This window comes from Lysobacter arseniciresistens ZS79, from assembly GCF_000768335.1.
GTDB lineage: Bacteria > Pseudomonadota > Gammaproteobacteria > Xanthomonadales > Xanthomonadaceae > Novilysobacter > Novilysobacter arseniciresistens.
Window position 1 is genome coordinate 101961 of sequence record NZ_AVPT01000002.1, and the last position, 22797, is coordinate 124757.

The following is a 22797-nucleotide window of genomic DNA, read 5'->3' on the forward strand; positions in this document are numbered from 1 at the left end:
GGGCACGCTGCGCGCGCGCCTGCACGACTGGGCGCTGGTCTGGACCCGGCCGCGCGAACCCGAGGCGCTTCCGGCGCGGTTCGACCGCCGCCGCGTGTACGTGCTGCCGACCCGGTTCGGCCTGTTCTACACGGTGCTGCTGCTGGCGATGCTGCTGGGCGCGCTGAACTACAACAACAACCCGGCGTTGCTGCTCGGGTTGTTGCTGGCCGGGGCCGGGCTCGCGAGCCTGATCGCCGCGCAGCTGCAGCTGACCGGGCTGGCGGTGGTCGCACTCGACGCCGAGCCCGTGCCCGCCGGCACCGACCTGCCGCTGACGCTGCACGCACAGGCCGACGACCGCCGGCGCCGGCGTGGGCTCGCCGTCGCGCTGGAGACCACGCCGTCCCTCCGCGGCGTGCTGAACCTCGACCAGGGCCGTGGTGAAGCGCGGCTGGCCGTCGCGACGAGTGAGCGCGGCTGGCTCGACCTGCCCCGGCTGCGCGTGTCGACCACCCGTCCGCTCGGGCTGGCGACCGCCTGGGGCTACGTGTGGCCGCAGGCACCGGCGCTGGTCTATCCGCGGCCCGAAACCGACGGCCCGCCGCTGCCGACCGGCTCGGGCGACCGGGTCCAGACCCGTCTGCACCCCAGCGGCGAGGACGTCCACCACCTGCGCAACTACCGCCGCGGCGACTCGCGCCGGGCGATCGCGTGGAAATCCTCGGCCCGCCGCGACAGCCTGCTGGTGCGCGAATACGAGCAGCCGCTCGGCGCCGACATCGTGCTCGACTGGCACGGTCTGGAGCGCATGCCGTACGAGGCCAAGGTCTCGCGGCTGGCGCGCTGGGTCGACGAGGCCGAGCGCGACGGCCGTCGCTACCGGCTGCTGCTGCCGGGCCAGCCGCCGCTGGGTCCCGACCACGGCCCCGCGCATCGCCACGCCTGCCTGCGCGCGCTCGCGCTGCTGCCGCATGGCTGAACCCGCCGCCAACCCGCCACTGGACGCCGGCAGCCGCCGCTGGGTGCTTGCGGCGGCCGCGGCCTGCCTGCTGCCGTTGCTGCTGCAGTTGCCGCGCCAGCTCGCGATCGTCATCGCCACGGTCGCCATGCTGGTCGCGCTGGCCGCGTGGCGTCGGCCGCTGCACGGGCTGTTGCGTCTGGTGCTCGCGCTCGGACTGCTGGGCGCGGTGATGGCGATGTCGGGCTTCGGTTTCGGCCGCGACACCGGCTGCGCGGTGCTGGCGGCGATGCTCGCGGTCAAGCCGTCGGAAACCGCCACCCTGCGCGACGCCCGCAGCCTGCTCGGCTTCGCCCTGTTCGCGCCATTCGGCACCTTCCTGCTCGACCAGGGGCCGCTGGCGCTGGTGCTCGGCCTGGCCGGCGCGGTGCTGGCGCTGTGCGCGCTGCAGCGGCTGGCCGACCAGGAGTCGGGCGACGCCGTCGCGACCGGTCCGGCACGGCGGCTGTCCGGCGTCGGCCGGCTGCTGGCGATCGGGCTGCCGCTGGCGCTGGCGGCGTTCTGGCTGTTCCCGCGGCTGGGCTCGCCGCTGTGGGGCGTGCCGGAACGCTCGATGGCGCGCACCGGGCTGTCGGGCGAGATGAGCCCGGGCCAGTGGATCGACCTGATCGCCGACGACACCCCGGCGCTGCGCGTACGCTTCTTCGGCGCCACGCCGCCAACCTCGCAGATGTACTGGCGCGGGCCGGTGCTGTGGAATTTCGACGGCCGTACCTGGTCGCAGTCGCGCTGGCTCGGTGGCTTGCCGCCGGCCGAGGTGCAACACGGCGCCGTGCGCTGGGACTACGAAGTGGAGGTCGAGCCGACCGACCGCCGCCAGTTCGTGTCGCTGGAGCTGCCGCTGGAGGCGCCCGACGGTGCCCGCCTCAACCACGCCCACGAAATCCACGCCGCGCGGCCGCTCAACTCGCTGACGCGCTGGCGCATGCAGTCCTCGCCGCCGGTGGCCTACGAGCCCGAGCTGCGACCCGCCCTGCGCCGCATCGCGCTGGCCCTGCCGGACGGCTTCAACCCGCGCACCCAGGCGCTGGCCCGGCAGTGGCGCATCGACGCCGGCGGCGACGACACCGCGATCGTCCGCCGCGCGCTCGACTGGATCACCGCCGAGTTCGCCTACACCCTCACCACGCCCCTGCCCGGCCGCCACGCGGTCGACGAGTTCCTGTTCGACCAGCAGGCCGGCTTCTGCGAGCACTACAGCTCGGCGTTCGTGGTGCTGATGCGCGGCGCCGGCATCCCCGCGCGCGTGGTCACCGGCTACGTCGGCGGCTACCGCAACCCGCTGGGCGACTACTGGCTGGTGCGGCGTTCCGACGCCCACGCCTGGGCCGAGGTCTGGCTGGAGGGGCGCGGCTGGGTCCGGGTCGATCCCACCGCCGCGGTCGCGCCGGAGCGCATCTACGACACCCTCGACGACCGCCGCCCCGGCGCCGGACTGCTCGGCGAAGCGTTCGGCGGTGCCCTCGGCGGCAACCTGTTCGACTACACCGACTGGCTGCGCCGCGGCTGGAACGACTTCGTGCTCGGCTTCGACGCCGACCGCCAGGCGCGGATGCTGCGGCCGCTGGGGATCGACCGGCTGGATGGCGTGCGGCTGGGCCTGCTGTTCGCACTGGCCGCCCTGCTGGCGCTGCTGTGGATGGTCTGGCTGAGCCGCCGCGGCGAACGCCAGCCCGACCCGGTGCTGCGCGCCTGGCACGCACTCGGCCGCCGCTACCGCGCGATCGGGCTGGAGCGCGAACCGCACGAGCCGGCGCTGGACTGGGCCGACCGCGTCGCCCGCGTCCGCCCGCTCGCCGGCGACGAGTTGCGCCGGCTCAGCCAGCGTTTCAGCGATTGGCGCTACGCTGGCAAGCACCCGGCCGACGCGCGGGTCCGCCGCGCCCTGATCCGCGACCTGCGCCGCCATCGACCACAGTGACCGGCCCGCGGCCGCCGCTGCCCACCAACGGAGCACACCGATGAAAAGCCCGCCGTCACGTTCCACACCGCTGCGCCTGACGCTGTTCGCGCTGGCGACGGCGCTGCTCGCCGCCTGCGCCAGCCAGCCCAAGCCGCTGCAGGGCGAGTTCTCCCAGATCACTCCGCGCGAGGCTGCCGAAACCGATCGCACCGGCGCCGCCGTGCGCTGGGGCGGCCGCATCGTCGACGTCGAGCCACAGCCCAACCGCACCTGCTTCGAAATGATCTCGACCCGCCTCAACGTCCATGGCCGTCCGTACTGGGCGACCGACGACGTCGGCGGCCGCTTCATCGCCTGCCGCGACGGTTTCTACGACCCCGCGCTGTTCGAGAAGAACCGCGAGGTGACCTTCACCGGCCGCATCGACGGCTACGAGAACCGCCGCATTGGCGAGTACGACTACCGCTTCCCGCGGGTCGCCGCCGACGTGGTCTACCTGTGGCCGGTGCGCGAGCGGGTCGACGTCGTGACCCGCCCGGCGCCGTGGCCGTGGTGGGGCTGGTGGTGATCCAACGGATGCGAAAACGCCCGGGCAACCCGGGCGTTTTCTTTTGGGAAACCGGCGGCCGGTCAGCCGGCGACGATATTGACGATCTTGCCGGGCACGACGATCACCTTGCGCACCGTCAGCCCCTCGAGGAACTTCGCCACGTGCGGTTCGGCCAGCGCCAGTCGCTCGGCCTCGGCCTTGTCGACGTTGACCGGCACCTCGATGGTGCCACGCAGCTTGCCGTTGACCTGCACCGCCAGGGTCACCGCGTCGCGCGCCAGCGCGGCCGGGTCGGCGACCGGGAACGACACGTCCTCCAGCAGCGTTTCCGGGTGGCCCAGCGCCTGCCACAGCGCGTGGCTGACGTGCGGGGTGACCGGGTTGAGCAGCAGCACCATCGCTTCCAGCACCTCGTGCCGGACCGCACGGCCCTGGTCGCTCATGTCGTCGAACCTGGCGACGTGGTTCAGCAGTTCCATCAGCGAGGCGATCGCGGTGTTGAACGCGTGGCGGCGGCCGTAGTCGTCGCCGACCTTCTGGATGGTCTCGTGCAGCTGCCGGCGCAGGGTCTTCTGGGCGGCGTCGAGGGTGGCGACGTCGACCACCGGGTGGTCGGGCTGGCCGACGTGGGTGGCGACCTCGCGCCAGAACCGGCGCAGGAACCGCGCCATGCCGTCGACGCCGGACTCGTTCCACTCCAGTGACAGCTCCGGCGGCGCGGCGAACATCGAGAACAGCCGCACGGTGTCGGCGCCGTAGCGCTCGACCATCGTCCGCGGGTCGACGCCGTTGTTCTTCGACTTCGACATCTTCTCTGTGCCGCCGATCATCACCGGCTTGCCGTCGGCCTTCAGCGTCGCGCCGGTAATCCGGCCCTTCTCGTCACGCGCGATCTCGACATCGGCCGGGTTGATCCAGTCCTTCGAGCCGTCTGCGTTCTCGCGATAGAAGGTCTCGGCGATGACCATGCCCTGGGTCAACAGGTTGGTCGCCGGCTCGTCGCTGGTCACCAGCCCCTGGTCGCGCAGCAGCTTGTGGTAGAAGCGGAAGTACAGCAGGTGCAGGATCGCGTGCTCGATGCCGCCGATGTACTGGTCGACCGGCAGCCAGTGGTTGGCGCGCGCGTCGACCTGCTGGTCGGCACCCGGCGAGGTGTAGCGCGCGTAGTACCAGCTCGACTCCATGAAGGTGTCGAAGGTGTCGGTCTCGCGCTCGGCCGCGCCGCCGCAGCTCGGGCAGTTCGTCTTGCGCCACTCGGGGTCGGCCTTGATCGGCGAGCCGGTGCCCATGAACTCCACGTCCTCCGGCAGCACCACCGGCAGCTGGTCCTCCGGCACCGGCACCGCGCCGCAGCTGTCGCAATAGATCACCGGGATCGGGCAGCCCCAGTAGCGCTGGCGGCTCACGCCCCAGTCGCGCAGGCGGTAGTTGACCTTGCGGGCACCGCGGCCCTCACCTTCCAGCCGCCCCGCCAGCGCGTCGAACGCCTGCTGGAAATCGAGGCCGTCGAGCTCACCGGAGTTCACCAGCCAGCCACGCTCGGTGTACGCGCCGTCGTTTTCGATGCCCTGCACGAACTCCTGCACCACCTGCACCGCGGCGCCGGTGTCATAGGCATCGGTGGGGCGCGATTCGCCGAGGGCGGCGCCCATCGGGTCGGCGTGTTCGCCGAGGTCGCTGCGGATCTCGCGCAGCGCGTCGCGCACCGCGGCGGGGACGATCACGATCTTCACCGGCAGCCGGTAACGGGTGGCGAACTCCCAGTCGCGCTGGTCGTGGCCGGGCACCGCCATCACCGCGCCGGTGCCGTAGCCCATCAGCACGAAGTTGGCGACGTAGACCGGCACTTCCTCGCCGCTGACCGGGTGCACCGCGCGCAGGCCGGTATCCATGCCGCGCTTTTCCTGCGTCTCCAGCTCGGCCTCGGTGACGCCGCCCTTCCTGAGGTCGGCGATGAAGTCGGCCAGGTCCGGGTTGCCCGCGGCGGCCTGCAGCGCCAGCGGGTGCTCGGCGGCGATCGACACGAAGCTCACGCCCATCAGGGTGTCGGGGCGCGTGGTGTAGACGGCCAGCGGGTCGGTGGCGTTGCCGTCGGCGTCGCGCACGTCGAAGCGGATCTCCAGCCCTTCCGAGCGGCCGATCCAGTTGCGCTGCATGGTCTTGACCGCGTCCGGCCAGCCTTCGAGCGAGTCGAGGCAGTCCAGCAGTTCCTGCGCGTAGTCGGTGATCTTCAGGAACCACTGCGGGATCTCGCGCTTTTCCACCAGCGCGCCGGTGCGCCAGCCACGGCCGCCGATCACCTGCTCATTGGCCAGCACGGTCTGGTCGACCGGGTCCCAGTTGACCACCGAATTCTTGCGATAGGCCAGGCCCTGCTTCATCAGCCGCACGAACATGCGCTGCTCGTGCACGTAGTACGACGGCTGGCAGGTGGCGAACTCGCGCGACCAGTCGATCGCGTAGCCCATCGTCTGCAACTGCGCCTTCATGTGCGCGATGTTGGCGTAGGTCCACTTGGCCGGCGCCGTGCGGTGCTTGATCGCGGCGTTCTCGGCCGGCAGCCCGAACGCGTCCCAGCCCATCGGCTGCAGCACGTTGTGGCCGGTCATCCGCTTGTAGCGGCTGATCACGTCGCTGATCGTGTAGTTGCGCACGTGGCCCATGTGCAGCGCGCCGGACGGGTACGGCAGCATCGACAGGCAGTAGTACTTCGGCTTCGGCGACGACTCGTCGACCTCGAACGCCCGGGTGTCGTTCCAGAAGCGCTGCGCGGCGGCCTCCACGGCTTGCGGATCGAACGCCCGCGGATCGGTCTGGGTGGGGACGCTGGAGGCTTCGGTGGACACGGCGCGGGCACTTGGCGAGGGGACCGGCAAGCCTACCGCAGCGCCCAATGGCCCGCCACGCGCGGCCGGGCCGGACGGGCGCCCGCTCGCGGCCGTCCGCGCCATCGCTGGTTGGTCAACCTCCGGCACATGCCCGCACACCACCGCGGCATCACCGTTGGACCGGTGACACAGGGAGACCCAAGGGCATGACGCTGGCGATACAGACCACCCACCTGCGGCGCGGATTCCCCGGCGGACAGGGCGTTTTCGACCTCAACCTCGCGGTTCCGGCCGGGATCGTGTACGGCTTCCTCGGCCCCAACGGCGCCGGCAAGACCACCACGATCCGCCTGCTGCTCGGGCTGTTGCGCCCCGACGGAGGCGTGATCCGGCTCCACGGGCAAACGCTGGACCGCGGCAACCGGCGCGTACTCGAAGGCGTCGGCGCGCTGGTCGACTCGCCCTCCCTCTACCCGCACCTCAGCGGCCGCCAGAACCTGGAAGTCACCCGGCGGCTGCTGGGTTGTCCGCGCGCGCGGATCGACGAAGTGCTGGCCATCACCGGGATCGCGCGCGCGGCGGCGCGCCGGGTGCGCGAATACTCGCTGGGCATGCGCCAGCGGCTGGCAATTGCGCTGGCGCTGCTGGGCCGGCCACGCCTGCTTATCCTCGACGAACCCGCCAACGGCCTCGACCCGGCCGGCATCCTCGACATGCGCCGGCTGCTGCGCCGGCTGGCCGTCGAGCACGGCATCTGCGTGTTCGTCTCCAGCCACCAGCTCGGCGAGGTCGAACAGGTGGCCAGCCATGTCGGCGTGCTGCATGGCGGGCGGCTGCGGTTCCAGGGCTCGATCGCCGAGTTGCACGCCCGCTACAGCCCGGTCGTGCGCCTGCACTGCGACGACCCGGCACGCGCGGTCGCCGTGCTGCAGGCCGCCGGCGAGGACGTCAACCACGTCGAGCCCGGCGCGCTGGGCGTGCGGCTCCGCGCCCGGGCGGAGGCCGAGTTGAACCGGATGCTGGTGGAGGCCGGCATCGCCGTGTCGCACCTGGCCCTGCAGCGTCCGTCTCTGGAGTCGCTGTTCTTCGAGCTGACCCGCGAGGCGGAGGTGGCGACATGACCGCGCTGCTGCGGGCGCTGTCGGCCGAGGCGCTCAAGCTACGCGGCACGTTGGCTCTGTGGATGTGCCTGGTCGCACCAGCCGCCGTGGTCGCGCTGATCACGTTGAAAATCGCCTCGTTCGAGCCTGGCAATCGCCCCATGCCTGCCCCGGAGGACGCGTGGTTCACGTTCGCCCAGCAGACCCTGGTGTTCTGGGCGTTCCTGATGCTGCCGCTGTTCGTGACCCTGCAATCGGCGCTGCTGGCGGGGCTGGAACACGGCAACCGGCAATGGAAGCACCTGCTCGCGCTGCCGCTGCCGCGTGGCGCGCACTATCTCGCCAAGCAGTTCGCCCTCACTGCCACCGTCACCCTTGCGATGGCGTCGCTGCTGGTGTTGATCCCGCTTGGAGGCTGGCTGCTGGCGCTACTGCAACCCGGATCCGGCATCGCCGGGGCGCCGCCCTGGGCCTTCCTGGCGACCCGGATCGGCGCCTGCCTGGTCGCGGCATTGCTGATCATCGCCCTGCACCACTGGATTTCGATCCGCTGGCGCAGCTTCACCGTCGCGGTGAGCGTCGGCATGATCGCCAGCGTCGGCAGCATCCTGATCGGCCAATCGGAGCGTTTCGGCCATCTGTATCCCTGGTCGATTCCGGCGCAGGTTCTGGCGGGGCGCGGAGGCGAGCGGATCGAGATGGCGATGCTGATCGGTTTGATCGGCGGCCTCGTGGTGACCGGACTGGGTTTGTGGAGTTTCGTGCGCCGCGACGATATTTGATCGCCGGGCTTGTTGTTCAATCGAGGACACCGCTCCAGCTGCGGCCACTCTGCCGGGAATTGTCCATGTCGATCCGATCATCGAGCCAAGTCGCCCTCCTGTGCCTCGCGTTCGCGCCGGCGCTTGCAGGTGCCGCGACACCCACCGGGCTGCACTGTGGCCAGCTGTTCGACAGCCGCAGCGGCGAGGTGCTCGGCGCGCATACCGTGCTGGTGCGTGACGGCAAGGTCGCCGGCGTGACGGCCGGGCATGAAGCCGTCGCCGGCGCCGAGGTGGTCGACCTGGGCGGCCACACCTGCACCCCCGGGTGGACCGACCTGCACGTGCACCTGGGCGGCCAGTCCAGCGAGAACAGTTACTCGGAGGGCTTCCGGCTCGACGATGTCGACTACGCCTACCGCTCGGTCGGTTACGCCGAAAAGACCCTGATGGCCGGCTTCACCAGCGTGCGTGACCTCGGCGGCGAGGTCGCGCCGCACCTGCGTGACGCGATCAACCGCGGGCTGGTCGACGGGCCGCGGATCTGGGCCGCGGGCAAGTCGATCGCCACCACCGGCGGCCACGCCGACCCGACCAACGGCTACAACTCCACCCTGTCGCACCTGCTCGGCCCGCCCGGCCCGACCGAGGGCGTGATCAACTCGGTCGACGACGCCCGCCAGGCCGTGCGCCAGCGTTACAAGGAGGGCAGCGACGTCATCAAGATCACCGCCACCGGCGGCGTGCTGTCGTACGCGAAGTCCGGTGACGCGCCGCAGTTCACCGTCGACGAGGTCGCCGCGGTCGTGCAGACGGCGAAGGACTACGGCTACAGGGTCGCTGCCCACGCCCACGGCGAGGAAGGCATGCGCCGCGCGGTCGAGGCCGGCGTCACCAGCATCGAACACGGCACCTACATGAGCGACGAGGTGATGGCGCTGATGAAGCGCAAGGGCACCTGGTACATCCCGACCATCCATGCCGGCCGCTTCGTCGCCGACAAGGCGAAGATCGACGGCTACTTCCCCGAGGTGGTGCGGCCGAAGGCGGCGCGGATCGGCGCGCTGATCCAGCAGACCGCGGCACGCGCCTACGAGGCCGGCGTGCCGATGGCGTTCGGCACCGACATGGGCGTCGGCCCGCACGGCGACAACGCACGCGAGTTCCTCTACCTGGTGGAGGCCGGCATCCCGGCGGCGAAGGCGCTGCAGATGGCGACGATCGACGCGGCGAAAGTGCTCGGCGTCGACGACCAGGGCGTCATCGCGGCCGGCCAGCGCGCCGACATCGTCGCGGTGCCGGGCAACCCGGTCGAGGACATCGCGGCGGTGCTGGCCGTCGACTTCGTGATGAAGGACGGCGTGGTCTACCGCCGTCCCGGCGACGCCCGCGCGGCGCCCTGACCCGCCGCGCCCGCCCGCCGCCCGTGCCCGGCTTGGAATGCCGGGCCTCCGGCACCATGTCCGGTCCAGCATCCAGGAGCCGCCATGACCGCCACCGCTACGCCGCACGTTTTCGACGCCACCACCGAGACCTTCGAAACCGACGTCCTGCAGAAGTCGCTGCAGACGCCGGTGCTGGTCGACTTCTGGGCCGAGTGGTGCGGGCCGTGCAAGCAGCTCGGGCCGGTGCTGGAGAAGCTGGCCGCCGAGTACAACGGCGCGTTCGTGCTGGCCAAGGTCGATGTCGACAGGGAGCCGCAGATCGCCGCGGCGTTCCAGGTCCGCTCGATCCCGACCGTGTTCGTGCTCAAGGATGGCCAGCCGGTCGACGGCTTCCCCGGCGTGGTGCCGGAGGGGCAGATCCGCGAGCTGCTGCGCCAGCACGGCATCGAGCCGGCCGCGCCGGCCGAAGACACTGCCGCGGAACCGGCCGCGCCGCTGGACCCGCAGGCCGAGGTTGCCCGCCTGCGCGGCGAGCTGGCGCTGACGCCCGACAACGACGGCCTGAAGCTCGACCTCGCCGTCGCCCTGCTGCAGACCGGCGCCACCGCCGAGGCCGAGCAGCTGCTGGACGGCCTGCCGGCCAACCTCGCCACCGACGACCGCGCCCGCCGCGCCCGCGCCGCCCTCGGGTTCGCGGCGCTGCTGAAGGACGCGCCGCCGGCCGGCTCGCTGCAGCAAGCCGTCGCCGCCGATCCGGCCGACCTGCACGCGCGCCACCTGCTTGGCGCGCACCACCTGGTGGCCGGCCGCGCCGAGGAGGCGCTCGAGCAGTTCCTGGCGATGCTGCAGCACGACCGCGACTTCGCCGAAGGCCTGCCGCGCAAGGCCCTGATCGACGCCTTCCAGGTGATCGACGATCCCGAGCTGGTCGGCCGCTACCGGCGCAGGATGGCGTCCGTTCTCTTCTGACGCGGGCTTGACTGTACGCATCCGTATGGCAGGCTGGCGGGCCCACGTCTCCTGCCCTGCCCATGAAAGCCAGCCTGTTCCGCCGCGGCATCAACCTGTGGCCGCCGTTCCTGTTCAGCGGCATCCACGTCACCCATCTGGGCGACGACTACCGCCACGCCCGGGTCGAGTTGCGCATGCGGCCGTGGAACCGCAACTACGTCGGCACCCACTTCGGCGGCAGCCTGTTCGCGATGACCGATCCGTTCTGGATGCTGCTGGTGCTGCAGTCGATCGGCCGCGACCACCTGGTGTGGGACCGCGCCGGCAGCATCGACTTCATCAAGCCCGGCCGCGGCACCGTCCACGCCAGCTTCGACCTCACCGACGAAGTGCTGGACCAGTTGCGCCGCGACAGCGCCGGCGGCGACAAGGTCCTGCGATGGTTCGAGACCGACGTGGTCGACGGCGACGGCGAGGTGGTCGCGCGGGTGCGCAAGCAGCTGTACGTGCGCCTCAAGAAGGACCGCCGCGGCCGCGACTGACCTGTCCCGCCTGACACTTCGCGTCAGTTGCGGGCCGCGTCCGTCCGCAGCCCGCCACCCATGCGTGGCCGCGGCCACGGAACCGGACACCCGCGATTCAACCCGCAGGCGGGCGAGGGTATGCTCGACCCGCCACAGGGGGCCGTGATGTCTCATCCGCCGACCATCGATGCCAGCGCGCCGCCGTTGCCCGTGATCAAGGGCTACCGGCTGCTGCGCGTGATCAACCACGGCGGCATGTCGACGGTGTACCTGGCCGAGCAGGCCGCGCTCGGGCGCGAGGTGGCGATCAAGGTGATGGCCACCCAGGCGCTGTCCGACGAGGTCAGCCGCCGCCGCTTCGAGAACGAGGTGCGCACCATCGCGCGGCTGGAGCACCCGCACGTGGTCCGCATCCACGAGCTGGGCCGCACCGCCGACGGCCTGCCCTACTACGCGATGCCCTATCTCGCGCGCGGCCATCTGGGCCAGCGCAGCTTCCAGCTGGAGGGTGGCGGAGTCGACGAGCCGCGCGTCGTCGAGACCCTGCGCGCGCTGCTGTCCGCACTGCGCTACGCCCACGCCCACGGGGTCGTACACCGGGACGTCAAGGCCGAGAACGTGCTGTTCGACGACACCGAGTCGCCGCTGCTGGCCGACTTCGGCATCGCCCTGCGGCGCGGCTTCGGGCCGCGCGTCACCGCGGCCGGGCTGGCCGTGGGCAGCACCGCCTACATGGCCCCCGAACAGGCCCGCGGCGAGGACGTCGACGGCCGCGCCGATCTCTACAGCCTCGGCGTGCTGGCCTGGGAAATGCTGTGCGGCCACCTGCCCTACCAGGCCGGCGACGCGCTCTCGATGGCGGTCATGCACGCGCAGGACCCGATCCCGAAACTGCCACCGCACCTGCGCCACTGGCAGCGCTTCATGAACCGCGCGCTGGCCAAGCAACCCGGCGAGCGCTTCCAGGACGTCGACCAGATGTCCGACATGCTGACGCTGGTGGAGCGCCGGCGCAGCTGGCCGCGCGTCACCCTCTGGCGCGACCGCGCGATGCGGCAGCTGAAGGCGGTGCCGCGCCCGCTGTGGGCCGGGATCGTGGTGATCGGCATCACCGGGCTGCTGTCGCTGTGGCTGGCGCGCGGCGCGGACGAGGGATTCCTGCGCGCCGGCACGCCATCGGGGACGGTCGCCGAAACCGGCGACGACCCGATCGCCTCGATGATGCGCCCGCTGCCGGAAGCGCCGGTGCAGGCGGCGCTGGAGGACGCCCGCCGGCAGCTGGCCGCGCGCAACCTCACCGCGCCGGCCGATGCCAACGCCTACGCCAGCGTGGTCCGCGCCTGGCAGGCCGACCCCGACAACGCCGAGGTCCACCGCGTCGCCGCCGGGCTGTCCACCGCGCTGGGAGCGGAGCTGGTCGACAACCTCGACCGCGGCAACGACAGCCGCGCGCTGGAATACCGCGACCACCTGCGCCAGCTGGAACAGGACACCGGCGGCACGATGCCGGCGCTGTCGCCGGAACTGCTGCAGGCGATCGAGGAGGCACTGGACCGCCGCATGACCGCCGCCGAGCGCGGGTTCGACCACAAGGCCGCCGCCGCGGTGGTCGCGCTGGCCGGCGAACTGGGCGCCCCCGACCCGACCGGCGCCCGCCTGCTGGCACGCGCCGACGCGATCCCGTCGCGTGGCGAGGCGTTGCCGGACGATCCAGCCGGCAGCGTGCTCGGCACCGGTGGAGTAGCCATCAGCCGCAAGCCGGTCAGCCGCAACGAGTACGCCCGCTTCGCGACCCTCAGCGGGCGCGAGTCGGCACGCTGCCGCGAACGCGCATCGCTGCTGCGCGTGCTGGCGCCGCGCGACTGGAAAGATCCGGGGTTCGGCCAGGGCGACAACGAACCGGTGGTCTGCGTGTCCTCCGCCGACGCCCAGGCTTACGCCGAGTGGTACAGCCGCCAGACCGGCCACCGCTACCGCCTGCCGACGGCCGCCGAGTCGCGCCAGATGGCCCCCGAGATCAGCGGCCGCGACCTCGCCCTGTGGCTGCGCGACTGCGGCGCCAGTTGCAGCCAGCGCAAGGCCGCCGGCACGTCGTGGCGCAACAAGGACGCCACCGCGCGCACGCTCGACGCCGGCCGCGGCTACGACGACGTCGGCTTCCGCCTGGTGCGCGAGCTGTAGCCGGGGACACTCGCGCCGCCGCGTACAATCGCGCGATGCGCAAGCCCCCCACCCTGCAACGCCTCTTCATCACCGGCCTGCTGACCCTGTTGCCGCTGTGGCTGACCTGGGTCGTGGCCAAATTCGTGTTCGTGCTGCTGTCGGACACCAGCCGGCCGGTCACCGGGCCGCTGCTGGAGCGGCTGGCCACCGATTACCCGCACATCGCCGGCTGGCTGGCACAGCCGTGGGTGCAGACCGTCATCGCGTTGGGAGCGACCCTGCTGGTGATCCTCGCGTCGGGCGTGATGGCGCACCGCGTGTTCGGCCAGCGGTTGCTGCGGTGGTTCGAGTCGCTCATCGGCCGGATTCCCTTCGCCAGTACCATCTACGGCAGCGCGCGTCAGTTGCTCGACATCCTGCAGACCAAGCCCGACGGCACCCAGCGCGTGGTGCTGATCGACTTCCCGCACCGGGAGATGAAGTCGATCGGCTTCGTCACGCGGGTACTGCGCGAGGAAGGTACCGGTCGCGAGCTTGCGGCGGTGTACGTGCCGACCACCCCCAACCCGACCTCCGGCTACCTCGAGATCGTCCCGGTCGAAAAGATCACCCCCACCGACTGGACCGTCGACCAGGCGATGAGCTTCATCATCTCCGGTGGCGCGGTGTCGCCGGAGTCGATTCCGTTCTCGCCACCGGCGGCGAAACCCGCGCCCGCCGACACGCGGCCGTCGCAAGCCTGAACCCCGGCGGGCCAGGCCCACCACGGCAACGCTTCGATCACGCCGACCGGACCGTACCGTTACGCGTACGCCGCTAGCCTCGTTGCGCAAGCCGCAAGGAGGTCCCCATGAACACACTGACCACCCTCGCCGCCGCCGCGACGCTCTGCATCGCCAGCGGCGCGATCCACGCGCAGGAGGCCCGCAACGAAGGCCTCAACTCGATCCCGCCGGGAGACGTGGTGGAATCGGTGACGCTCGACACCACCGCAGGCCCGGTCACGGTCACCTCGTCGCCGGGCATCGCGCCGTCGGCCGAATACGGGGTCGACTTCGCCGCGCTCGACCGCGACGACGACGGCTACCTGCTGCGCACCGAAGCCGCCGCGACTACTGGCCGCACCGCCCCGCCGGGCGACCTGTCGGCGCAGTTCGACTCGGTTGACGAGGACAACGACGACCGCCTCACCTTCAAGGAAGTGCTGGCCTGGGTCTACTGAGCCACCAGGCCGGCAAACCCGTCCCGCAGAGCCCCACCGGAGCCGGCCACAGCGCCGGCTTCGCCGTATCCGGCGCCTGCCCGCATCCGTGACGGCGGCCACGGCGCAGTGACCTTTGGCCCATGCCGCCACCGGCCATCACGGGGACGCTCGGCGATTGTGTCTTCCACGCCCGACCGGAGAACCCGATGACGCTTCGCCTCACCCGCTCGCTGCTCGCCCTGGCCCTCGCCGGCGCGATGGCCGCCTGCAGCCCGACCTCCGCCAGCGATGCCGCCCAGGCCACCGGGTCCGCCGAGGTCGCCACCGACAAGGCCGCGCAGCTCGACAGGCTCTACGCGCAGTACTGGGAGGAGATGCTGAAGCTCAACCCGCTGGCCGCCACCTTCCAGGGCGACCCGCGCTACAACGACCAGCTGCCGAACTTCCTGTCGGAGGAGTACCGCGACAGGTCGCATGACTTCACCGCCGGCTGGCTGGAGAAGATCGAGGCGGTCGGCTCCGAAGGACTGGAAGGCCAGGACCTGCTGAGCTACCAGATCTTCGTGCGCAACGCGAAGGACGAGCTCGCCAGCGAGCAGTTCCCGTCGTGGATGCAACCGGTCAACCAGTTCTACAACATCGCCTCCACCGTGGTGCAGCTGGGTTCGGGCACCGGCGCGCAGCCGTTCAAGACGGTCGAGGACTACGACAACTGGAGCAAGCGCGCCTCGCAGGTGCCGGTGCTGTTCGACCAGGCCATCGCCAACATGAAGCAGGGCGTCGAAGCCGGCGTGGTGCAGCCGCGTGCGCTGATGGAGAAGGTGCTGCCGCAGCTGGACGCGCTGATCAAGGACGACGCCGCCGACACCCTGTTCTGGAAGCCGATCGCCGACATGCCCGAATCCTTCTCCGCCGAGGAGAAGGAACGCATCACCGCCGACTACCGCGCGCTGATCGAACAACAACTGATGCCGGCCTACCGCGAGCTGCGCGAGTACATCGCCACCGGTTACATGCCGCACACGCGCGACACCGCCGGCATGGCCGCGCTGCCCAACGGCGAGGCGTGGTACGCCTTCCGCGCCAGGAACTCGACCACCACCGACCTCACCCCGGCGCAGATCCACCAGATCGGCCTGGACGAGGTCGAGCGCATCCACGGCGAGATCCGCAAGGTCATGGCCGAGGTGGGCTTCGAGGGCTCGCTGCAGGACTTCTTCGCGTTCATGCAGACCGACCCGCGGTTCTCGTTCGAGTCCGAGGACGCTCTGCTCGCGCACTACCGCGGCCTCGAGGACAAGGTCAACCGGAAGATCCCCGAGCTGTTCTCGCTGACCCCGAGGGCGCCGTTCGAGATCCGTCCGGTGGAGCCGTTCCGCGCGCAGTCCGCCGCCGGCGGTTCGTACATGCGGCCGAGCGAGGACGGCAGCCGACCGGGCATCTTCTACGTCAACACCTACGACCTGCCGACCCGCAAGACCTGGGACGCCGAGGACCTGTTCCTGCACGAGGCGATCCCCGGCCATCACTTCCAACTCGCCCTGCAGCAGGAGCTGACCGGCCTGCCTACCTTCCGCCGCTTCGGCGGCGAAACCGCCTTTACCGAGGGCTGGGGACTGTACGCGGAGTCGCTCGGCAAGGATCTCGGCGTGTATACGGACCCGTACAGCTACTTCGGCTACCTGCAGAACGAACTGTGGCGCGCGATCCGGCTGGTGGTCGACACCGGCCTGCACAGCAAGGGCTGGACCCGCGAGCAGGTGATCGAATACATGCTGGAGAACTCCGCCGAGTCCGAGACCCAGGCCACCGCCGAAGCCGAGCGCTACATGGCCATCCCCGGCCAGGCGCTGGCCTACAAGATCGGCGAGCTGAAGATCCAGGAGATGCGCGACAAGGCCGAGGCGGCGCTGGGCGAGGACTTCGACGTGCGCGCATTCCACGCCGAGGTGCTGAAGGATGGTTCGGTGCCGCTGGACGTGCTGGAGGACAAGATCAACCGCTGGATCGAGAGCGAAAAGGCCTGAGCCGCCCTGCGGGGAAGCGGTGCACATGGAAGGGCCGGCTGCAATGCCGGCCCTTCCTTTTTTGACCGGAATCGACCGTTCCAGCCACGCAACGGCCCGCCCACGACCCGCGGCCTAGAATCGGGGGGACCCAGCAACGACGGGGCTTCCATGCAACAGCGCATCCTCGACCCGCGCCTGCGCGAGCGGCTGATGACCGCCGAACAGGCCGCCGAACTGATCCAGCCCGGCATGACCGTGGCGATGAGCGGCTTCACCGGCGCCGGCTACCCCAAGGCCGTGCCGCAGGCACTGGCCGCGCGGATGGAGCAGGCTTCCGGCGAAGGCCACCCATTCCGCATCAAGGTCCTGACCGGCGCGTCGACGGCGCCAGAACTGGACGGCGCACTGGCCAGGGTCGAGGGCATGGAGCTGCGCCTGCCCTACCAGTCCGACCCCAACGTGCGCGAGCGCATCAACGCCGGCACGCTGAACTACATCGACATCCACCTCAGCCACGTCGCCCAGCACACCTGGTTCGGCTTCTTCGGCGACATCGACGTGGCGGTGATCGAGGTCGCCGGCATCCGCGAGGACGGGCGGCTGGTCCCGTCGTCCTCGGTCGGCAACAACAAGACCTGGCTGGACCAGGCCGACAAGGTGATCATCGAGGTCAACCGCTGGCAGCCGGCCGCGCTGGACGGCATGCACGACATCTACTACGGCACCGCCCTGCCCCCGCACCGCCAGCCGATCCCGCTGACCGCGCCCGACGACCGCATCGGCGAGCCGTACCTGAAGGTCGACCCGGCCAAGATCATTGCCGTGGTGGAAACCGATGCGCCCGACCGCAACTCCGCCTTCAGCCCGCCGGACGAGGCCTCGCAACAGATCGCCGGCCACCTGCTCGACTTCCTCGACCACGAGATCAAGCGCGGCCGCCTGACCGACAAACTGCTGCCGCTGCAGTCGGGCGTGGGCAACATCGCCAACGCCGTGCTGGCCGGCCTCTCTCAGGGCGGCTACAAGGGCCTGGCGGCGTACACCGAGGTGATTCAGGACGGCATGCTGGAGCTGCTGAAGAACGGCACCCTGCGGATGGCGTCGGCGACCTCGTTCTCGCTCAGCCCGGCGGGCATCGAGGAGTTCAACGCCAACGTCGACTTCTACAGCAAGCGCATCCTGCTGCGGCCGCAGGAGATCTCCAACCACCCCGAGATCATCCGGCGCCTGGGTTGCATTGCCATGAACGGCATGATCGAGGCCGACATCTACGGCAACGTCAACTCCACCCACATCGCCGGCAGCCGGATCATGAACGGCATCGGCGGCTCCGGCGACTTCACCCGCAACGGCTACCTGTCGGTGTTCCTGTCGCCGAGCACGGCCAAGGGCGGGAAGATCTCCGGCATCGTGCCGATGGCCAGCCACGTCGACCACACCGAGCACGACACGATGGTGATCGTGACCGAGCAGGGCCTGGCCGACCTGCGCGGGTTGGCACCGAAGCAGCGTGCCAGGCTCATCATCGAGCGCTGCGCGCATCCGGACTACAAGCCGATGCTGCAGGACTACTTCGACCGCGCCAGCCGGGAGAGCTACGGCAAGCACACCCCGCACCTGCTGGACGAGGCGCTGTCGTGGCACCGGCGGTTCGTGGAAACGGGGACGATGCGGCCGGGCTGAAGCCGGGAAGCGGCGGGGATGGCAATCATCCCTTCGCCGCGCAGTACGCCGCGTAAAGCGCTTCCATCACGCCGATCGCCGGCCCCTCGGCCAGCGAGTAGAAGATCGTCTGCGACTCGCGGCGAGTGGTGACCAGCGCCATCTCGCGCAGCACCGCCAAGTGCTGCGACAGCGCCGACATGCTCAGGCCGGTGATCGGCTGCAACTCCCCCACCGAATGCTCGCCCTCGACCAACTGGCACAGCACCAGCAGGCGCGCCGGGTGTGACAGCGCCTTCAGCAGCGCAGCCGCCTCGTCGGCGTGCCGCGCCATCTCGGCGGGGGGGGGCAGCTTGCGTGCGGACTTCCGGTTTGTTCGGGACATAGCGTTATTTTAGATGAATCTTGACAAACACTTCCGACCCGCATTAATTTAGATTTATCTAAATTATAGAACGGAAAGCCTCCGATGAGTCCGCTGGTGCAGAGCTTCCACGACCCGGCCACGGCCACCTTCACCCACGTCGTCTACGACCGTGCGGGCGGCCACGCCGCGGTGATCGACCCGGTGCTGGACTACGACCCCGCGAGCGCGCGGACCTCGACCGCCTCCGCCGACGCCGTGCTCGCCTTCACTCGCACGCAGCGGCTCACGGTCGAGTGGGTCCTCGAAACCCACGCCCACGCCGACCACCTCACGGCGGCGGCCCACCTCAAGCGCGAGACGGGTGCAAAGGTTGCGATCGGCCGCGGCATCCGCGGCGTGCAGTCGCACTTCGCCCCGCTGTTCGGGCTGGGACCGGAGTTCGCCACCGACGGCCGCCAGTTCGACCGCCTGCTGGACGACGGCGACACCCTCGCGATCGGTGACCTCGAAGTGCGCGTGGTCGCCACGCCCGGCCACACCGCCGACAGCGTGACCTACGTGGTCGACGATGCCGCGTTCGTCGGCGACACCTTGTTCGCGCCGGACACGGGCACCGCGCGCACCGACTTCCCCGGCGGCGACGCGCGCACACTGTACCGGTCGATCCGGCGGCTGCTCGACCTGCCGGCCGGCACCCGGCTGTTCCTCTGCCACGACTACCCGCCGGACGGGCGCGGGGCGACGGCGCAGTTTTCGCCTGATGACCAGCGCCGCGACAACATCCATGTCGGTGACGGCGTCGACGAGGACGCTTTCGTGGAGATGCGCCGCGGGCGCGATGCCACCCTCCCGGTGCCGCGGCTGATCCTGCCGGCGCTGCAGGTCAACATCGCCGCCGGCGAGTTGCCGCCGGCCGACGCCAACGGCATCCGCCACCTGCGGTTGCCGCTCGACCGGATCGGGGGTGGCGCGTGAACGCGGACTGGTGGCTCGCGCTCGCCGGTGGCGTGCTGATCGGCCTGTCCGCGACGCTGCTGCTGTGGCTCAACGGCCGCGTCGCGGGCGTCAGCGGGATCCTCAACGGGGTTCTCTTCCCGCGCGCGGGCGAGGTGTCGTGGCGGTTCGCGTTCCTGCTCGGGCTGGTTGCAGCCGGCGGCCTGTACATGGCCCTCGTGCCCGGCGCGCCGCTGCCGCGCGGCGACTTCCCGCGCGCCTGGCTGGTGGTTGCCGGACTGCTGGTCGGCTTCGGCACGCGCATGGGCAACGGCTGCACCAGCGGCCACGGCGTCTGTGGGCTGGGCCGGCTGTCGATGCGCTCGGTGGCGGCGGTGGCGACGTTCATGGCGACGGCGATCGCGACCACCTACGTGATGCGGCACCTGTGGGGTTGGCCATGAGCCGCCCGACGTTGGCCGCGCTGGCGGCGGGGGCGCTGTTCGGACTCGGGCTGGCGATGTCCGGCATGACCGACCCGCGCCGGGTGCTCGGTTTCCTCGACCTGTTCGGCGACTTCGACCCGACGCTGGCGTTCGTGCTGGGCGGTGCGGTGGCGACCACCGCGCTGCTGTTCCGGCCGGTGCTGCGGCGCGGTCGGCCGGTGCTGGCCGCGGCGTTCCAGCTGTCGAGCCTCCGGCACATCGACCGCCGGCTGCTCGGCGGCGCGGCGCTGTTCGGCATCGGCTGGGGCATCGCCGGCTATTGCCCGGGACCGGCACTGGCCGGCCTCGGCATCATGTCCACCGAAGCGCTCTGGTTCGTCCCGGCGATGCTCGCCGGCACCCTCCTCCACCACCTGGTCACCCGTACGCGAGGCCCTACGCCATGAAGCCGCATCCGCTCCTGCTTGCCACCGCCATGACGCTCGCCGCCTGCGCGGGTCCGTCGACCGGCGGCGAACTCCCGGACATCGCCAACGCCCGCGCGCCCGCGCCGGGCATCGTCACCGCCGGACGGCTGGCCGCGGACGACATCGCGACCCTGCGGGAGGCCGGCATCCGCCACGTCATCGACCTCACCCCCGACGCGGAAACCCCCGGTTTCGACGAGGCGACCGCGGTGCGCGGCGCCGGGCTCGCGTACGCCAACCTGCCGCTGGCCGGTGCCGCCGACCTCACTCGCGAGAACGTTCAGGCCTTCGACACGATGTTGCGCGAGGCGGGGCAACCGGTGCTGGTGCATTGCGGCAGCGGCAACCGGGTCGGCGCGATGGCGGCGCTGCGCGCGGCGTGGATCGGCGGCCAGCCGCTCGAACAGGCGATCGCGACCGGCAGGGAATGGGGCCTGACCGGGCTGGAGGACGAGGTGCGCCAGCGGATCGAGGCCGGCGCCGGCCAGCCGCTTCGCTGACTGCCTCGGCCGGCCGCGATGCCGACGTCTCAGGCGCGGAACTGGAGGGTCGCCGTGGTGCCCTGCTCCGGACCCGACTGCAACTCCAACCGCCAGCCGAAGTGCTCGCACAACCGCGTGATCAGCTCCAGCCCGATACCCGAGTCGGTTGGTTCGCCCGTGCCCTCTCCGGCGCGCGCCATGCGGGTGTAGACCGCGCTGATCTGCTCCGGGCTCATGCCGTGGCCGGGGTCGTGGATCACCACGGTGGCGTCGGGCTGCAGGCGGATGTCGATGCAGCCGCTGTCGCTGTTCTCGATCGCGTTTCGCAGCAGGTTGCCGATTGCGGCGCGGACGATGCCCGGTGGCGCATTGATCTCGCACGGTGGCGGCGGTGCCAGCCGCAGCTGCAACGACTTGCCGGCGGTCAGGTGCTGGTGGTCGTCGACGATCTGCGGCAGCAGCACGTCCAGCGCCAGCGGCTTGCCGGTGCGCGCCAGCCGCGCCGGGTCCTTGGCCAGCGCCAGCAGCAGCATGATCAGCTGCTCCATGTCGCGGGCGCTGCGCTGTATCCGTCGCAACTGGTGCCGGGTGGCCGCCGGATCGGCATCGTCCTGCAGGGCCAGCTCGGCGGCACCGTTGATCACCGCCACCGGCGTGCGCAGCTCGTGGCTGGCGGTGTTGATGAAGGCACGCTCGCGCTCCACGAACTGCGCATTGCGTTGCAGGTAGCCGTTGAACGCATCGGCGATCACCACCAGCTCCGAGCCGGCGCCCGGCTCCAGTTCGATCCGTCCGGCGCCGCGTTCGGGGTCCATGGTGCCGATGCGCTGGGCCAGCCGGCTCAACGGCCGCAGCAGCCGGCTCACGCCGAACACTGCGGCGATGCTGACCGCCAGCAGCAACAGCGCAGCGGCGACGACGGTCAGCAGCTCGTAACCGGATTCGTCGGACTCGAACGCCTCGATGTCCATCGCCAGCGTGTATCGGGTGCCGGCGTCGTCATGCACCAGCACTGCGTGGCTGACGCCGCCGATGCGCAACTCGTCATGCAGGCCCTCGTCCAGCCCACGCAACTCGGCCGGCAGGTCGAGGGCGCGGGCGCCGACGTAGACCGTGAAACCGTCGGTATCGTCCCAGCGGTAGCCGGGCTGTTCGCGGCTGCGATCGATGAAGTGGTCGAGCTCGACCGTCAGCAGCGACTTCCACACGATGCGTTCGACGTACTCGACCACCACCGTGCCCTGGGCGATCACCGCCACCGTCAGCGCGGTGGCGAACGCCAGCAACCACAGCACGATGCGGTGGCGCAGGCTGCGCGGGCGCAGCGACTTCATCAGCGTCCGTCCGCCGCGGCCACGCGTGCGAGCCGGTAACCCACGCGCGGCACGGTCTGGATCAGCTTGACCGGGAACGGCCCGTCCACCTCGCGCCGGAGCTCGTAGATGTGGGAGCGCAGCATGTCGCCGTCGGGCGGCTCGTCGCCCCACAGCACGCGTTCGAGCTGCTCGCGGGTGACCACGGCGGGGCTGGCGCGCATCAGTACCTCCAGCAGCTTGCGGCCCGCCGGGAACAGGTGCACCGGGGCCTCGCCGCGGCTGGCCTCCAGCGTCGACAGGTCCAGCCGCAGGTCCTCCACCTCCAGCACACGGCTGCGCGCGCGGCCCTGGATGCGGGCCTGCAGGCTCTCCAGCCGCACTTCCAGCTCGGGCAGGTCGAACGGCTTGGTCAGGTAGTCGTCGGCGCCGGCGCGGAAACCTTCGAGTTTGTCGGGCAGCTCGTCGCGCGCGGTCAGCATGATCACCGGCATGTCGCTGTCGCCCTCGTCGCGCAGCTTGCGCAGCACCTCCGGGCCGTCCATGCGCGGCAGCATCCAGTCGAGGATCAGCGCGTCATAGGGCTGGGTCAGCGCCAGGTGCAGGCCGGTGATGCCGTCGGGCGCGGCATCCAGCACGTGGCCGCGCGCCTCGAAGTAGGCGAACAGGTTGGCGACCAGGTTGCGGTTGTCTTCGATGACCAGCAGGCGCATGGGCAATCCGTGGTGTCGGCCTTCGGCCGCCGTGCA

At 70.9% G+C, this 22797-nt stretch carries 21 protein-coding genes; 17 read left to right on the forward strand and 4 right to left on the reverse strand.

Features of this window, described 5'->3' with window-relative positions; all coding sequences use genetic code 11:
• Positions 1-7 precede the first annotated feature (7 nt).
• The 3 genes from N799_RS01875 to N799_RS01885 are packed head-to-tail and all read left to right on the forward strand — an operon-like array spanning position 8 to position 3471.
• The gene (locus N799_RS01875) at positions 8-961 is read left to right on the forward strand and encodes a DUF58 domain-containing protein (RefSeq protein ID WP_052101062.1); all 954 of its coding nucleotides are present in this window, start codon (positions 8-10) and stop codon (positions 959-961) included.
• Positions 954-2921, forward strand: coding sequence for a transglutaminase TgpA family protein (locus N799_RS01880; protein ID WP_036207034.1), 1968 nt, complete (start codon positions 954-956; stop codon positions 2919-2921). The genes N799_RS01875 and N799_RS01880 overlap by 8 nt, the downstream gene beginning before the upstream one ends.
• A 40-nt stretch (positions 2922-2961) precedes the next feature.
• Positions 2962-3471 (forward strand): Slp family lipoprotein, encoded by a 510-nt coding sequence (locus N799_RS01885; protein ID WP_036207036.1) that lies wholly within the window; start codon positions 2962-2964, stop codon positions 3469-3471.
• Positions 3472-3533: 62 nt separating this feature from the next.
• Here the strand turns inward: N799_RS01885 and leuS are convergent, their stop codons facing one another.
• Positions 3534-6299 (reverse strand): leucine--tRNA ligase, encoded by a 2766-nt coding sequence (leuS, locus tag N799_RS01890; protein ID WP_036207038.1) that lies wholly within the window; start codon positions 6297-6299, stop codon positions 3534-3536.
• A gap of 188 nt (positions 6300-6487) precedes the next feature.
• Here leuS and N799_RS01895 point away from each other — a divergent pair, with 188 nt between their 5' ends.
• The 10 genes from N799_RS01895 (at position 6488) to scpC (ending at position 18061) form a co-directional block, all read left to right on the forward strand.
• Positions 6488-7402, forward strand: a complete 915-nt coding sequence (locus N799_RS01895) for an ATP-binding cassette domain-containing protein (RefSeq protein WP_036207040.1) — start codon at positions 6488-6490, stop codon at positions 7400-7402.
• A complete protein-coding gene (locus N799_RS01900) occupies positions 7399-8163 on the forward strand; it encodes an ABC transporter permease (RefSeq protein WP_036207042.1) in 765 nt (254 codons plus the stop codon). The genes N799_RS01895 and N799_RS01900 overlap by 4 nt, the downstream gene beginning before the upstream one ends.
• 65 nt (positions 8164-8228) lie before the next feature.
• Positions 8229-9545: a metal-dependent hydrolase family protein gene (locus tag N799_RS01905; RefSeq protein ID WP_081974646.1), complete on the forward strand. Its 1317-nt coding sequence runs from the start codon at positions 8229-8231 to the stop codon at positions 9543-9545.
• Between the two features lie 84 nt (positions 9546-9629).
• Positions 9630-10496: a thioredoxin gene (trxA, locus tag N799_RS01910; RefSeq protein WP_036207044.1), complete on the forward strand. Its 867-nt coding sequence runs from the start codon at positions 9630-9632 to the stop codon at positions 10494-10496.
• Between the two features lie 62 nt (positions 10497-10558).
• Complete coding sequence (locus N799_RS01915) at positions 10559-11020, forward strand: DUF4442 domain-containing protein (protein ID WP_036207046.1); 462 nt, start codon at positions 10559-10561, stop codon at positions 11018-11020.
• Between the two features lie 147 nt (positions 11021-11167).
• The gene (locus N799_RS01920; protein WP_160279946.1) at positions 11168-13183 is read left to right on the forward strand and encodes a bifunctional serine/threonine-protein kinase/formylglycine-generating enzyme family protein; all 2016 of its coding nucleotides are present in this window, start codon (positions 11168-11170) and stop codon (positions 13181-13183) included.
• Between the two features lie 35 nt (positions 13184-13218).
• Complete coding sequence (locus N799_RS01925; protein ID WP_052100986.1) at positions 13219-13908, forward strand: DUF502 domain-containing protein; 690 nt, start codon at positions 13219-13221, stop codon at positions 13906-13908.
• A gap of 107 nt (positions 13909-14015) precedes the next feature.
• Complete coding sequence (locus N799_RS01930; protein WP_036207052.1) at positions 14016-14387, forward strand: EF-hand domain-containing protein; 372 nt, start codon at positions 14016-14018, stop codon at positions 14385-14387.
• A gap of 188 nt (positions 14388-14575) precedes the next feature.
• A complete protein-coding gene (locus tag N799_RS01935) occupies positions 14576-16396 on the forward strand; it encodes a DUF885 domain-containing protein (protein ID WP_036207055.1) in 1821 nt (606 codons plus the stop codon).
• A gap of 150 nt (positions 16397-16546) precedes the next feature.
• Entirely contained in the window at positions 16547-18061 is a 1515-nt protein-coding gene (gene scpC, locus N799_RS01940) for a succinyl-CoA:acetate CoA-transferase ScpC (protein ID WP_036207058.1), read from the forward strand.
• A gap of 25 nt (positions 18062-18086) precedes the next feature.
• Here scpC and N799_RS01945 read toward each other — a convergent pair whose 3' ends face one another.
• On the reverse strand, positions 18087-18425 hold the full coding sequence (locus N799_RS01945) for an ArsR/SmtB family transcription factor (RefSeq protein WP_052100988.1): 339 nt from the start codon (positions 18423-18425) through the stop codon (positions 18087-18089).
• Positions 18426-18509: 84 nt separating this feature from the next.
• On the opposite strand from N799_RS01945, the gene N799_RS01950 reads away from it, so the two are divergent.
• The 4 genes from N799_RS01950 to N799_RS01965 are packed head-to-tail and all read left to right on the forward strand — an operon-like array spanning position 18510 to position 20753.
• A complete protein-coding gene (locus N799_RS01950) occupies positions 18510-19382 on the forward strand; it encodes an MBL fold metallo-hydrolase (RefSeq protein ID WP_036207063.1) in 873 nt (290 codons plus the stop codon).
• Entirely contained in the window at positions 19379-19804 is a 426-nt protein-coding gene (locus tag N799_RS01955; RefSeq protein ID WP_036207065.1) for a YeeE/YedE family protein, read from the forward strand. The genes N799_RS01950 and N799_RS01955 overlap by 4 nt, the downstream gene beginning before the upstream one ends.
• Positions 19801-20232, forward strand: coding sequence for a DUF6691 family protein (locus tag N799_RS01960; RefSeq protein ID WP_036207067.1), 432 nt, complete (start codon positions 19801-19803; stop codon positions 20230-20232). Before N799_RS01955 ends, N799_RS01960 begins: the two co-directional genes overlap by 4 nt.
• Positions 20229-20753, forward strand: a complete 525-nt coding sequence (locus N799_RS01965) for a protein tyrosine phosphatase family protein (RefSeq protein ID WP_036207069.1) — start codon at positions 20229-20231, stop codon at positions 20751-20753. The genes N799_RS01960 and N799_RS01965 overlap by 4 nt, the downstream gene beginning before the upstream one ends.
• Positions 20754-20782: 29 nt before the next feature.
• Here N799_RS01965 and N799_RS01970 read toward each other — a convergent pair whose 3' ends face one another.
• Together N799_RS01970 and N799_RS01975 are read right to left on the reverse strand one after the other, a co-directional pair.
• Entirely contained in the window at positions 20783-22069 is a 1287-nt protein-coding gene (locus N799_RS01970; protein WP_036207071.1) for a sensor histidine kinase, read from the reverse strand.
• Positions 22069-22761: a response regulator transcription factor gene (locus N799_RS01975; RefSeq protein WP_036207074.1), complete on the reverse strand. Its 693-nt coding sequence runs from the start codon at positions 22759-22761 to the stop codon at positions 22069-22071. Before N799_RS01975 ends, N799_RS01970 begins: the two co-directional genes overlap by 1 nt.
• Positions 22762-22797: the final 36 nt, after the last annotated feature.

What these genes read in the sequence shown, in the direction of transcription:
- N799_RS01880 (WP_036207034.1), top strand. Translation starts at nt 954, where the DNA reads ATGGCTGAACCCGCCGCCAACCCGCCACTGGACGCCGGCAGCCGCCGC.
- N799_RS01885 (WP_036207036.1), top strand. Translation starts at nt 2,962, where the DNA reads ATGAAAAGCCCGCCGTCACGTTCCACACCGCTGCGCCTGACGCTGTTC.
- N799_RS01895 (WP_036207040.1), top strand. Translation starts at nt 6,488, where the DNA reads ATGACGCTGGCGATACAGACCACCCACCTGCGGCGCGGATTCCCCGGC.
- N799_RS01900 (WP_036207042.1), top strand. Translation starts at nt 7,399, where the DNA reads ATGACCGCGCTGCTGCGGGCGCTGTCGGCCGAGGCGCTCAAGCTACGC.
- N799_RS01905 (WP_081974646.1), top strand. Translation starts at nt 8,229, where the DNA reads ATGTCGATCCGATCATCGAGCCAAGTCGCCCTCCTGTGCCTCGCGTTC.
- trxA (WP_036207044.1), top strand. Translation starts at nt 9,630, where the DNA reads ATGACCGCCACCGCTACGCCGCACGTTTTCGACGCCACCACCGAGACC.
- N799_RS01915 (WP_036207046.1), top strand. Translation starts at nt 10,559, where the DNA reads ATGAAAGCCAGCCTGTTCCGCCGCGGCATCAACCTGTGGCCGCCGTTC.
- N799_RS01920 (WP_160279946.1), top strand. Translation starts at nt 11,168, where the DNA reads ATGTCTCATCCGCCGACCATCGATGCCAGCGCGCCGCCGTTGCCCGTG.
- N799_RS01925 (WP_052100986.1), top strand. Translation starts at nt 13,219, where the DNA reads ATGCGCAAGCCCCCCACCCTGCAACGCCTCTTCATCACCGGCCTGCTG.
- N799_RS01930 (WP_036207052.1), top strand. Translation starts at nt 14,016, where the DNA reads ATGAACACACTGACCACCCTCGCCGCCGCCGCGACGCTCTGCATCGCC.
- N799_RS01935 (WP_036207055.1), top strand. Translation starts at nt 14,576, where the DNA reads ATGACGCTTCGCCTCACCCGCTCGCTGCTCGCCCTGGCCCTCGCCGGC.
- scpC (WP_036207058.1), top strand. Translation starts at nt 16,547, where the DNA reads ATGCAACAGCGCATCCTCGACCCGCGCCTGCGCGAGCGGCTGATGACC.
- N799_RS01945 (WP_052100988.1), bottom strand. Translation starts at nt 18,425, where the DNA reads ATGTCCCGAACAAACCGGAAGTCCGCACGCAAGCTGCCCCCCCCCGCC.
- N799_RS01950 (WP_036207063.1), top strand. Translation starts at nt 18,510, where the DNA reads ATGAGTCCGCTGGTGCAGAGCTTCCACGACCCGGCCACGGCCACCTTC.
- N799_RS01960 (WP_036207067.1), top strand. Translation starts at nt 19,801, where the DNA reads ATGAGCCGCCCGACGTTGGCCGCGCTGGCGGCGGGGGCGCTGTTCGGA.
- N799_RS01965 (WP_036207069.1), top strand. Translation starts at nt 20,229, where the DNA reads ATGAAGCCGCATCCGCTCCTGCTTGCCACCGCCATGACGCTCGCCGCC.
- N799_RS01970 (WP_036207071.1), bottom strand. Translation starts at nt 22,069, where the DNA reads ATGAAGTCGCTGCGCCCGCGCAGCCTGCGCCACCGCATCGTGCTGTGG.
- N799_RS01975 (WP_036207074.1), bottom strand. Translation starts at nt 22,761, where the DNA reads ATGCGCCTGCTGGTCATCGAAGACAACCGCAACCTGGTCGCCAACCTG.